Origin of the sequence: Rickettsia argasii T170-B (assembly GCF_000965185.1) — a bacterium.
GTDB lineage: Bacteria > Pseudomonadota > Alphaproteobacteria > Rickettsiales > Rickettsiaceae > Rickettsia > Rickettsia rickettsii.
In genome coordinates this window covers 172,831-185,324 of record NZ_LAOQ01000001.1, presented here as the reverse complement: position 1 = coordinate 185,324, position 12,494 = coordinate 172,831, and the positions used below count along the sequence as shown (strand labels likewise).

Sequence of the window (12,494 nt, the reverse complement as noted above, 5' to 3'; positions counted from 1 at the left end):
AAGCAGCCGTAGGCTGCGTGGCAATCTCATGAAATAATAACAAGCTCCTGAGATTGCTTCGTCAAAACTTACAGTTTTTCCTCGCAATGACGAAAAACCGAACTTTGTAATAAAACCTTAAACAGTTCAAAATAGCATATATCGCTTAAAAAATATATTTATTTTTCTTTTAAACGATCAGCTATTAGCTGATATGATTCAAAAACCTTATTTGGTTCTTTTTCAAGCAATTCAAATCCCAATTTTTCATTACTGTTAATATGCCATAATCTACAATTATCCGGACTAATTTCATCAGTTAACATAATGATAGATTCTTCACCGTTAAACACACGCCCAAATTCTAATTTACACTCAACAAGCCGAATCCCGACACCGATAAATAAGCCGCTTAGAAAATCATATATACGCAAAGCCTGCTCTTTTACCGCTTTAATTTCATCCCTAGTTAACCAGCCGAAATTTGATATTTGATACTCATTAACTATCGGATATTTAAATTCACGACTTCGGACCTTAAAATCAATGATAGGTTTATCAAATACATACCCTTCATCAATTCCGAATTCTTTTACAAATCTACTGCACGCTACTGATGATATTATTACTTGTATCGGGAAAACCTCAACATATTGAATTAATTGCTCCCTCATATTTATTTTTTCGATAAAATGATTTTCAATGCCGATCATTTCCAGTTTATCCATTAGAAAGGAAGAAATATTATTATTAAGTACTCCTTTACCTGATATATCAACAATCTCACCTGTTTCCAAAATAGCCTTATCGGAAAAAGCCATTATAAGTAAAAAATCTTCTTCGGCAGAATATAAAATTTTACTTGAACCTTCATATAATTTTTTTTTCATTTATTTGTCTCAAAATTCATTTTCCTCGTCATTGCGAGAAAATTACGAAGTAATTGACGAAGCAATCTCAGGAACTTGTTATTATTTCATGAGATTGCCACGCAGCCTACGGCCGCTCGCAATGACGACTCTGGTATCCACACAAGCATATCATTAAAATCCCTGAAGATCATTCGGACCGATAATTGCCGACGTAGTAGTACCACTAAATATTTTATTTGCCGTATTAATAATATCATCAGCTTTTATGCTCATGATAATTTCCATAATCTCTTCAGGAGAAATATATTGACCGAAAACAGAATAATTTTTACCTATTTCTTCTGACTTATAGGTATTTTTCTCTTGAGCCATTTGTAAATTACTACGCAGTTGTGTTTTAGCTCTAAGAATCTCTTCTGTGCTTACTTGTTCAGTCATTTTTATTATTTCGTTTTTAATCTCTCTATATAATAATTCTAATTTATCATGTGCAGTGGATGCATAAATTGTAAACACTCCACTATCAAAATAAGCACTATTATAACTACCTACTGCATATGCTAAACCTAATTTCTCACGAATACTTTGAAATAAACGCGATGACATACCGCCACCGAATATTATAGAAAGTAGATGGGTTTGGTAAAGCTTTTCTAAATTAATATATGATGTACCTTCAAACCCTAGCACTAAACTAGTTTGCTCTAACTCCTTATTAATAAAGCCGTTTCCGCCTATATATTTTGCCGGAATAAAGCTACTTTTTACTCCTTGCTTCAAAGAAGAAAATAACTGTTCCGCTATAATTACTATTTTATCATGATCAATATTACCGGCAATTGATAAATAGAGATTTTCAGCATTATAATGTTTATCTATAAAATTAAAAAAATGTTCTTTCGTAAAAGTTGCAAGGGTTTTAGCAGTACCTAAGATTGACTTACCCAACGGTTGTTCTCTATAAACTTTATTATAAAATGTCTCATATACTAGGTCATTTGGATTATCCTGATGATGAGCAATTTCCTGCATGATCACCTGATATTCCTTAGCTATTTCCTCATCAGCAAAAATAGAATTTTGAATTATATCGGCAAGTATATTAAGTGCTTTATCACAATTTTCAGACAAGACTCGTGCATAATATACCGTATTCTCATGACCGGTATAGGCATTAAAATGTCCACCTATAGAGTCAAACTCTTCCACTATCTGTTTTGCCGTTCTAGCTTTTGTACCTTTAAAAGCCATATGCTCAAGAAAGTGAGATATGCCGTCCTCTTCTGCATTCTCATAACGTGCTCCAACTTTAGCAATTAAATTTATTGCTACCGAATTAACATAAGGCATATTATATGTTAAAATTGTCAAACCGTTTTTTAATTTACTAACATTAAAATTTTCTTTCATAATTTATCTTTTATTTTCTAAATTGTCATTGCGAGGAGATGCATAGCATCGACGTGGCAATCTCAGGAATTTTATATTACTTCATGAGATTGCCACGCTCCTTATAGTCGCTCGCAATGACGTTTTTTGATTTAAGCGATGACTCTCTTAACTTCGTAAGCCTTAGAAATCTTGCAAAAGCAAAAATTATTGAATCTACAAAACCGTCAAAACCAAATACAAAATAGCGTCTGATAAAAAACGCTTTAAAAAACCACCATATCATTTCAGTTGTTAAACGAAAATTTGAAAGCTTTTTTCCTTGCTTAACTAAATCTTTTGCTTGCTCGCTAGAATAAAAATTTGCTTTAGTGACCAACTGCTCAATTGAAGTACCCGAATAATGATAAGCAGCTTCATTTAATAGATAAATTTTACCTGCAAAATCAACATCTTTATTAAATATTACCGAATCATGAGTAGTACTATTTATGGTATTTGCAAAGCTTGCAAATTTTTTATTATACAACCGAGTACATTTATTAAATGGAGCAAACATTCGTGGCTTTTGGTCATTACGATGCATTATTAACAGCTTTATTTGATAAGCTAAATAACGATCTTGATTATGAGAGGCAAAAATATACTCTATTTCGTCTTGTAACTCTTTAGACAACTCCTCATCGGCATCAATATTAAGAACCCAATCATTTACGCAAAGGCTTTCGGCAAAAGATTTTTGTCCTACATAACCAAGCCACGGTTTTATTACTACCTTTGCTCCTAATTTTTCAGCTATTGCTACCGTATCATCAGTACTTTCGCTATCGACTACTATCACCTCATCAGTAATATTTTTTACGCTATTTATAGCTCGTGCTACCCTTGCGGATTCATTTTTGGTAATAATAAATGCTGAGATTTTTTCAGTTAATGACTTATTCATAATGCGTATACATTCTAAGAATTTTTACAACTTTTTCTTGTTTGTAAACTTCATAAACCAACCTATGTTGAATATTAATTCTTCTTGAATAACAACCGCTAAAGTCACCAACGAGCTTTTCATATGGAGGGTAAATTTTCCAAGGATCAGTACTAACTATGTTTAATAAAACTTCTACTTTATTCTTTAAACCGGCTTGCACTATTTTCTTAGCATCTTTTTGTGCTTGTGTAGTATAACGAATTATATACATTTATAAAAAATTACCAATTTAATTTATCGCTACACTTTGCTATAGGCTCTGCGCGTCCTTCAATTAGAGACTTATGCATATTTGGAATAGATAATAAATATAAAGTTTCTTCCATATTACGATAATCTTCTTCTGAAATTATAACTACATTATTTCTTTTACCTTTAATATAAACAGGTTTGTGTACATCAGAAACATAATCTATAAGTTTATAAAGCTTACTTCTTGCTTCGCTTGTATTATATATTTCCATTATTTTTTCCTTATAATTAGTGAGACTTAATATTAATAACGTACTATAAACAGTACGTTTTGTCAAGGTTATATTCCTATTATCACCATAAACACCAGCTTAACTACATAAGTTAAAAGTAATGTGGATAATAATCCGCTAAGCCATAGGATAATAAACCATTGCCACCCTTTGAGACAAGAGGTTATTTTCTTAAATTTTTTAATATATCGGATGATGAGATGATTTGCCACGGAATATATAATAACAATAGAATGTGTAGCCAAGTATGACAGGTAGGAATATCCCAGCCCCTATCAACAGTAAAGACTGTGACTCCGGTGCTGCTGCTGCAGTTTCAAGCGTAACTTTATAAGGAACGATATATGGCCATATGCTTATCGCGAGCCCTAAATATCCTAATAAAAATAACAAGATCGTATAAATAAACGGCTTTACTTCTTTTTTCTGCTTAACGGCTTTAATTAACTTGATAAATATTAAAGCAGTTACAATAGGTACAATAGATAAATAGTAAATATTAGGTACACTAAACCAACGATGATTTATGTGGTTATTTAAGAAAGGAACCCATAAGCTTACAAGCCCCATAAAAAGTGCAACGTAAAATAAAATATATAAAACAGATTTATAAGCCCAATCTTGTGTTGTCTTTTCTGTTTTCAGAATAAGCCAAGTAGCACCCAATAGTGCATAACCGAATATTAATGCTATCCCCGTCATAACGGAAAAGGGAGTAAGAAAATCAAAGCTCCCTCCTGCAAATTCTCGTCCTTCTATCTCTATTCCTTGGACAAACGTACCAAGCATTAAACCTTGACAAAAAACAGTAAGCATAGAACCAAAATGAAAAGCGTAGTCCCAAATATAACGATGACCTATATGAGCCTTAAAACGGAATTCAAAAGCTACACCACGAAATATTAGACCGAGTAACATCAATATAATAGGAATATATAAAGCCGGCATTAATAGCGAATATGCCAACGGGAAAGCCGCAAATAAACCACCGCCGCCAAGTACTAACCAAGTTTCGTTACCGTCCCAAACAGGAACAATAGAATTGATCATTTTATGACGGCAATCATCAGTAGGTGCAAACGGAAATAAGATTCCTACTCCTAAATCAAAACCGTCTAATAAAACATATAAACAAATAGCGGTAGCTATAAGCCCACCCCAAACAAGCGGTAAATCTATATAAGGTGCAAAATTTAACATAAGCTTATTACTTTTCTAATAATGGGTTATTCAAACCACTCTCTCCGTACATTTCTTATTATCTATCACTTCTATACCTTTCTTTATCAAATGCATTATATAATATATACCCGCTCCGAAAATGATCACATACACTACTATAAAAGCAATTAGAGAAATAAATACATATTTGCCGAGTACCGGTGATACCGTATCCACGGTTTTTAAAATATTATATACTATATAAGGTTGTCTACCTACCTCGGTTACGAACCAACCGGCAAGTACTGCAATAAAACCTGAAGGTGACATTAATATATACCAATATTGAAACCAATGCGTAGTATATAATCTTTTCTTCAAGTAAAGATATAACCCTACAACACCTATAAATACCATTAAGCAACCGATTCCTACCATAATACGAAAGCTAAAAAATACTACTGCAACTGGCGGACGCTCTTCTTTTGTCCATTCTTTTAATCCTTTCACTTCACCGTCTAAACTATGCGTTAAGATTAAACTACTAGCATAAGGTATTTCTACAGCATATTTTGTTTTTTCTTCTTCCCCGTCAGGAAAGCCGATAAGATTAAAAGCTGCCCCTTTTTCTGTATTCCAAATACCTTCCATAGCCGAGACCTTGACCGGCTGATATTTAAGAGTATTTAAACCATGCAGATCACCAATAACTATTTGAATAGGTGCAACGGTTAACGCCATTAACACCGCCATAAAAAGCATAATTTTAGCATGCTCTTTATAACGATTATTTAGTAAATAAAAGCTAGCTACACCACCAATAACAAAAGAAGTAGTTAAATAAGCCGCCGTAATCATATGGAAAAAGCGATATGGGAAAGAAGGGTTAAAGATAATTTCTAGCCAATTTAAAGGATAAAAGAATCCTTCGCCTCGCAGTTCAAAACCAGCAGGCGTATGCATCCAGCTACTAGCTGCAAGTATCCAAAAAGCTGAGATTACAGTACCAAAGGCAACTATTAACGTAGAAATAAAATGTACTTTTTTACTGACTTTATTAAAGCCGAATAACATTATACCTAAAAAAGAAGATTCGAGGAAAAAGGCAGTAAATACTTCAAAACCGAGAAGCGGACCGAGGACATTTCCAACCTTATCTGAAAAATTCGACCAGTTAGTACCGAATTGATAAGACATTACAACGCCCGAAACTACTCCCATACCGAAAGTAACGGCAAAAATCTTCACCCAAAATTTGTATATTTCTTGATAAACCGGCTTTTTTGTTTTCAACCATAACCCTTCAATTACCGCTAAAAAGCTTGCAAGCCCTATAGTAAAAGCAGGGAATATTATATGAAAACTTATGGTAAAAGCAAATTGAATCCTTGATAATAATCCTTGATCAAATTCCATATTTAGGCTACTGTTTTAAGATAATAAGCTTTGTGACAATAACAATATACTCCCAGTGTAATAACGTATACTTAATACGTGAATACCACAGTACTTATAGGACGACGTAACCAATTTTTCAAATTAAACGAGTATACAATATTTGATTTCATTATCAACCTTTGCTATTATTAAATTCTATCTGATTAGTTTTAACAAATTTTCCTTTTTCGGAGTTCCAATTATAATGAACATTTACTATTCTTACTTCTGTAACATTAATATCACCATTGGGCAATTGCGTTACATCATACCCTTTTCGGATAGAATCCGTAATTAATAAACTTGCTTGACAAATATATTTTACATCAAAGAACGGAGAATCGTCTTCCTTAGACTTTTCTTGTTCTTCTAAAAAATTATTAGATAATTCTTTTTCTTGCATTTCTAATGATGTTGAAGTTATTTTCTGAATTTTGTAGCATTATTTAAGGTAAGAAGCAAGGCTTGTTTATTATTTTTCCACAGATTTAATATTTTTAGGTATATTTTAAAATAATTAAATTAAAATATGCTCCAAAATAACACGAATTAATATATTATTTTAAAATCGAGGTACATTATCGTGATAAAATACCCTACTTTATCTAAATCAACATTTAGCTTAGGTATTTATTTTTTAAAATTTGATAAAGTTAAAATGACTTTATTGACTGTAATTTGTATTTTACTCGGTATGATTCCGGCGATTGATAGTATATTACTTCAGAAAATCATTGATTTAATAGAATCTTTCAGCGATAAGAACGCTAATAATCTTTTATCTTCCATGATTTACTGGGCAGTATTTTATGCTCTTTGGTGGGAGAGTATTAATATAGCATATCGTTCATATGATTATTTGTATCTCAAGACTATGCCCGTAATAAAAGGGAAAATACTAAATGAACTTTATAATTATACCCAATATCATAGCCATAAATTCTTTCAGGATAATCTAGCAGGACATATTAGCAATCGTATTACCGAAACTGCAAGATCGTTTGAGATGATTATTTCAATATTCGGTGAAAAAATTCTTCGTAAACTCGCTATTATTGTATTTGCATTAATTGCTTTATATTCGGTACATTACGTTTTTGCTACGATATTTATTTTATGGATTACGGTTTTTTTAGGACTTAGTGTTCTTTTCTCCAATAAAATCAATAAATACTCATTAAATTATGCTAGAAGCCAATCTTTTGTTGCCGGCAGTATCGTAGATGCAATTAGCAACATTAATGCGGTTAGAATGTTTACAGCCCATAAATTTGAACGTCAACATCTAGAAACAAGAGTAGAAAATGCCGTAGCCGATGAGCAGACTATGCAATTCTTTATGTTCAAATTGCGTTATGCTCTTGGGACTTCTTGTTCAATAATGATTTTTATAATGATTTATTATTTATCTAAACTTCGTAACGAATTATCTATAAGCATAGGTGATTGCGTATTAGTGCTAACATTATGTATAAATGTAGCAGACGATATTTGGGATTTAACACAAGAAATCGGTGATATGTTCGAGCAGGTCGGGGCATTTAATCAAGGCTTATCTTTAATGGCACCGCATATTATAACTGATATTGAAAACGCTACTCCATTAGATATCAAAGAAGGGGTTATTGAATTTAGAAATGTTACATTTAATTATCATCATAATAACAATCTATTTTATAATAAATCGGTATTAATACCGAGTAAACAAAAAGTAGGACTAATTGGATTTTCAGGTTCAGGGAAAACCACTTTTATTAGTTTACTCACTAGGTTACATGATATAGAAGAAGGAATGATTTTAATAGATAATCAAAATATTAAAAACGTAACTCAAGATTCTTTAAGAAAAGCCATTAGCCTTATACCTCAAGAACCGGTGCTTTTTCATCGTACCATTTTGGACAATATCAGATACGGGAAAAAAGAAGCTACTCTTGAGGAGGTTATAGAAGCAGCAAAAGCTGCACATATTCATGATGTTATCGATAATCTACCGAACGGTTACGATACTATGTGCGGTGAACGGGGGAATAACTTATCAGGCGGTCAACGTCAAAGAATTATCATAGCAAGAGCCATCTTAAAAAATGCTCCTATTTTAATTCTCGATGAAGCAACAAGTAGCTTAGATAGCGAGACGGAAAGCCTGATTCAAGAGTCAATGGATTATTTAATGCAAAATAAAACCGTGATAGTCATTGCCCACAGATATCTACTTTACTCAATATGGATAGAATTTTAGTTTTTGAAAAGGGAAGTATAATCGATGACGGTAGACATACAGAATTACTAAAAAATAGTAAGCTATATCAAAAATTATGGAACTCTCAAGTTAAAGGGTTAATAGTGTGAGGAGGTATTACCCATGTATTATGTCATTCCTGCTTTCGCAGGAATGACATAATACCAGCCTCAACCTTTAAACTAAATCATTATGAGCCACTATTTCTCCTGTTGCTTCAACTTGAAGTAGTCCGTGCTCTGTCATCGCTTTTATTGCACTCTCAGGTAATTCTATCTTATCTGTAGAATTACTATCAATAATATCTTCAATTTTTAAAATGCATAAAAACTCTAAAGGCGGTATCAATTTAGCTATCTTTTTCTCTAATTCTATTAATGGTTGTTTTATAGAATCATCCAAATCCAAACTCATTTGATTTGAAAATTTATATAGTTCTAATAGGCGTTTTATATACTCATCCTTAGAAACATCTTTTACAACCGGTAATATTGCTGCTTTCCATTGAACAAATGCAGCTAAATCTTTCTTGTCAATAGCCTTAATTTTCTTGTAATTATTCTCACGAAATACGGATTCAAGCGTTAAAAGAGCTTTCAGAGGTGCATAAATTGCTTCCTTGTCACGGACCATTTGACCGTCAAGATCGAGTATATCCGGATTAGCACCATATTGTAAAAATACTTTTACCATATCTGTACTCTGCTTCCTCTATCATTAAGCTCTCTAGTTAGGTCTACTAAACTTTTAAATGCGGTTTTTTCACAACGGATAAATTCCATATTAGCACCATAAGCGAGCAATTTAGTTACCATGGCTATATTTGGGTATAGGAACGTACATATTTCTAAATAAGTTATATTGTCACCTGTTACGTAATTAGGATCCGCACCATTTTCAATTAGAAATGTTGCCATATCAAAATGTTGAGCTGTTAGGACAGTGTGAAAAACGGTCATACCGCTGTTGTGGTCAAGGATTATATTTGCACCTTTTGCAAGTAGAAGCCTTACTATCCCTTTCTGATTATTATGACACGCAAAATATAAAAAAGATTTAGCCTCACCTTCCAATGTATATACTTCTGTATTTGGATCAATATTTAAAGCGGTTAACATACTATCAACTAAATCATAATCACCTTGACAAATTGCTTTAACTATAGCAGTGTCAGGAGATCTTGCTATTTTATCTACAGTGCAGTATGCCATATTGGACACACTAGAAATATTTGTATTTGGATCTTTAATCAAAGCTTTGAATTCTTTGACAAAACTTTCTCTAAAAAATTCATATCTTTTTATTTTATATATATTATTAAATCCCATATTTTGCTGTTCTTCTATATCTTTACTGCTTAATATCTCATGAAATTTATTTCTAATTATATCATCGGTTATCATAGTATTTCCCTTAATGATTCAATTGATAGTATTTTGTATCGTACAGAAAAAAATCATTTTATCAACAAATAGTTTATTTATTAGTAAGCAATCAATAAACTAAAATATTATATTAAATATTGTCATATGCTGTTATAATCACTTTTTTAGCCACTAATATTTAAAAAATGAAACTATCTGATTTTGACTTTGATTTACCAAGCGAACTGATCGCACAATATCCATCTAGTGAACGTGATAACTCAGATTTACTAATTGCTGTTACGCCGCCTATTAAAACCAAATTCTACAACATAATAGATTACTTAAAAGAAGGGGACTTATTAGTCTTTAATAATAGTAAGGTAATAAAAGCAAAGTTAAATTTGGGGAAAAATGTTACAATAAATTTGAATCAAAAATTATCAGATGATAGTTGGTCAGCTTTTGCTAAACCAGCTCGAAAGCTTCATGTAAATGATGAATTTTATTTTGATAATCATAAGGTAATTATTACCGAAAAACTTGCAATGGGTGAGATTAAAGTAAAATTTGAGCTTAATGATATTTCTGTATTCGAGTTCTTAAATAAATACGGTGAGATGCCGCTACCGGTTTATATTAGGCGTTCACACTCATTATGTCATCCCGTGGCTACGACTACGGGATCCAAAAAATATTTAAATAATGACTGGATACCGTGGTCAAACCACGGGATGACAAACACTCAAAACGACAACGACCGCTATCAAACTGTCTATAGCCAAATAGAAGGTTCAGTTGCAGCACCGACGGCAGGTTTGCATTTTACAAAGGATATACTTGATAAGCTTAAGGCAGAAGGCATACAAGCTACATTTTTAACATTACATGTGGGAGCTGGAACTTTTTTACCTGTAAAAACCGAAAATATTCATGAACATAAAATGCATACCGAATATTGCTCTATTACTCCTGACACTGCTGAAATCATAAATAAAGCAAAGCAAGAAGGGAAACGTATTATCGCAGTCGGCACTACAACACTTAGAACACTTGAGAGTTCTTGCAATAACGGCATCATAAAAGCAGGTAGCTTTGAAACCGATATTTTCATAACCCCAGGTTTTAAATTTCAAACAGCCGATATGCTACTTACTAATTTCCATTTTCCTAAATCTACTTTATTTATGCTTATATGTGCTTTTGCCGGATTTAAAGAGATGCATGAATTATATAAATATGCTATAAAAGAAGCAATGCGTTTTTTTAGCTACGGCGATGCAACGCTTTTATGTAGGAAATGATAATCACAACCGTCATTGCAAGTAACTAAAAGGAGCGTGGCAATCTAGCAAAAATAACAAAAAATGCTAAAGGTTAGCATTTTTCACTGGATCCCGTGGTCAAACCACGGGATGACGGAGGTGAAATTGATCCACGTAACAAAGCCTTCCTGCTTTTAGCTAGGAACGACATTTTAGAAAAAACCTATAACAAACTAGATAAAAAATATTTTGGATGATTAAATCCTCTACTTTATTAATACGAGATTCAAAACAAACTGCTTTACGAGAAGAATTAAAACAGCTGGCAACAGCACTTAATAAGCCTAAAAGTTTATTCCAATTCTTTAATCAAAACAACTTAAAAAGCGGAATTTATTTATACGGTCCGGTGGGCAGCGGTAAAACTATGCTCATGAATTCTTTTTTTGAAGAATTAACCACACCTAAAATAATAGTACATTATCAGAACTTTATGCAGGAAATTCATAAATCTATGCATAAATTACAAACAGCAAATCAGAAAGATATCATCCCTAAAATTGCTAAAAACTATGCTAAACAAACTAAAGTGTTATGTATAGATGAGTTTGAAATTAAAGATATTACTGATGCAATGATAATCGGTAAATTATTTAATGAATTAATAAAGCAAAATATTTTTATTTTTATAACTTCTAACACGAGTCCCAATAATCTGTACAAAGACGGATTACAACGAGAATCTTTCTTACCTTTTATAAAGATAATCAATAATACATTTTATGTTAAATATCTAGATAATCAACATGATTATCGATTTGATAAAGCGTTAAGAGTTAAAGAGGCAAGGATAATTTATCCTTTAACTTTAGAAAACCAAAACAAACTTGAAAAAATTATCACGGATATTAGTGATAATAATCTTGCTCCTCAAAATATACAGGTTCTAGGTCGAGAAATATCCTTTCAAAAAGTGCATAAAAGAATATTAGTAACAGATTATAATGAATTATTTACAAGAGACTTAAGCTATATCGATTATGTTAATATTTGCCAAAATTTCAACGTTATTATAGTGGGGAACGTCATACTATCGATGCTAACGATACAAATACAGCCGTTAGATTTATCAACTTTATCGATAATGCCTATTTCTATAAAATACTCTTATTTATGAGCCTAGAAGATAACCCAAATAAAATATATCAAGGTTCAGCACAAGCCGCAGAATTTAAACGCACTACTTCAAGACTAAATGAAATGAATAGCGAATCTTATTTATTAAATAATGATTTTAAGAATTAACTTCAAT

At 32.0% G+C, this 12,494-nt stretch carries 10 protein-coding genes and 4 pseudogenes; 3 read left to right on the top strand and 11 right to left on the bottom strand.

Going from position 1 to position 12,494, the window contains the following annotated elements; all coding sequences use genetic code 11:
• Positions 1 to 158: 158 nt before the first annotated feature.
• The 8 genes and pseudogenes from RAT170B_RS00930 to RAT170B_RS00895 all read right to left on the bottom strand — a co-directional run bounded on the left by RAT170B_RS00930 (position 159) and on the right by RAT170B_RS00895 (position 6,714).
• Positions 159 to 869, bottom strand: a complete 711-nt coding sequence (locus RAT170B_RS00930; protein ID WP_045805352.1) for a phosphoribosylaminoimidazolesuccinocarboxamide synthase — start codon at positions 867 to 869, stop codon at positions 159 to 161.
• Positions 870 to 1,022: 153 nt separating this feature from the next.
• Positions 1,023 to 2,261, bottom strand: coding sequence for a M16 family metallopeptidase (locus RAT170B_RS00925; RefSeq protein ID WP_045805351.1), 1,239 nt, complete (start codon positions 2,259 to 2,261; stop codon positions 1,023 to 1,025).
• A gap of 76 nt (positions 2,262 to 2,337) precedes the next feature.
• Positions 2,338 to 3,186 carry a glycosyltransferase family 2 protein gene (locus tag RAT170B_RS00920; RefSeq protein ID WP_014013993.1) on the bottom strand — a complete coding sequence of 283 codons (849 nt, stop codon included), beginning with the start codon at positions 3,184 to 3,186 and terminating at the stop codon, positions 2,338 to 2,340.
• A complete protein-coding gene (locus RAT170B_RS00915; protein WP_012152537.1) occupies positions 3,179 to 3,439 on the bottom strand; it encodes a Txe/YoeB family addiction module toxin in 261 nt (86 codons plus the stop codon). Before RAT170B_RS00915 ends, RAT170B_RS00920 begins: the two co-directional genes overlap by 8 nt.
• Before the next feature lie 10 nt (positions 3,440 to 3,449).
• Positions 3,450 to 3,692: a type II toxin-antitoxin system Phd/YefM family antitoxin gene (locus RAT170B_RS00910; RefSeq protein WP_014013992.1), complete on the bottom strand. Its 243-nt coding sequence runs from the start codon at positions 3,690 to 3,692 to the stop codon at positions 3,450 to 3,452.
• A 201-nt stretch (positions 3,693 to 3,893) separates the two neighbouring features.
• Positions 3,894 to 4,913, bottom strand: coding sequence for a cytochrome d ubiquinol oxidase subunit II (gene cydB, locus RAT170B_RS00905; RefSeq protein WP_045805350.1), 1,020 nt, complete (start codon positions 4,911 to 4,913; stop codon positions 3,894 to 3,896).
• Positions 4,914 to 4,920: 7 nt separating this feature from the next.
• A pseudogene (locus RAT170B_RS00900) lies at positions 4,921 to 6,290 on the bottom strand (cytochrome ubiquinol oxidase subunit I).
• A 154-nt stretch (positions 6,291 to 6,444) separates the two neighbouring features.
• On the bottom strand, positions 6,445 to 6,714 hold the full coding sequence (locus tag RAT170B_RS00895; RefSeq protein WP_014013989.1) for a DUF2671 domain-containing protein: 270 nt from the start codon (positions 6,712 to 6,714) through the stop codon (positions 6,445 to 6,447).
• Between the two features lie 180 nt (positions 6,715 to 6,894).
• On the opposite strand from RAT170B_RS00895, the pseudogene RAT170B_RS00890 reads away from it, so the two are divergent.
• Positions 6,895 to 8,663, top strand: a pseudogene (locus RAT170B_RS00890) (ABC transporter ATP-binding protein).
• Positions 8,664 to 8,730: 67 nt separating this feature from the next.
• Here the strand turns inward: RAT170B_RS00890 and RAT170B_RS10960 are convergent.
• From RAT170B_RS10960 to RAT170B_RS11970, 3 genes and pseudogenes are all read right to left on the bottom strand, one after another.
• Positions 8,731 to 9,246: a hypothetical protein gene (locus RAT170B_RS10960; protein WP_261368619.1), complete on the bottom strand. Its 516-nt coding sequence runs from the start codon at positions 9,244 to 9,246 to the stop codon at positions 8,731 to 8,733.
• A complete protein-coding gene (locus RAT170B_RS11975; RefSeq protein WP_315849878.1) occupies positions 9,240 to 9,512 on the bottom strand; it encodes a hypothetical protein in 273 nt (90 codons plus the stop codon). Before RAT170B_RS11975 ends, RAT170B_RS10960 begins: the two co-directional genes overlap by 7 nt.
• Positions 9,489 to 9,956 (bottom strand): annotated as a pseudogene (locus tag RAT170B_RS11970) (ankyrin repeat domain-containing protein); the annotation flags it as partial. The gene RAT170B_RS11975 and the pseudogene RAT170B_RS11970, both read right to left, overlap by 24 nt.
• A 167-nt stretch (positions 9,957 to 10,123) precedes the next feature.
• On the opposite strand from RAT170B_RS11970, the gene queA reads away from it, so the two are divergent.
• On the top strand, positions 10,124 to 11,221 hold the full coding sequence (queA, locus tag RAT170B_RS00870) for a tRNA preQ1(34) S-adenosylmethionine ribosyltransferase-isomerase QueA (RefSeq protein ID WP_045805349.1): 1,098 nt from the start codon (positions 10,124 to 10,126) through the stop codon (positions 11,219 to 11,221).
• A 214-nt stretch (positions 11,222 to 11,435) separates the two neighbouring features.
• A pseudogene (zapE, locus tag RAT170B_RS00860) lies at positions 11,436 to 12,487 on the top strand (cell division protein ZapE).
• Positions 12,488 to 12,494: the final 7 nt, after the last annotated feature.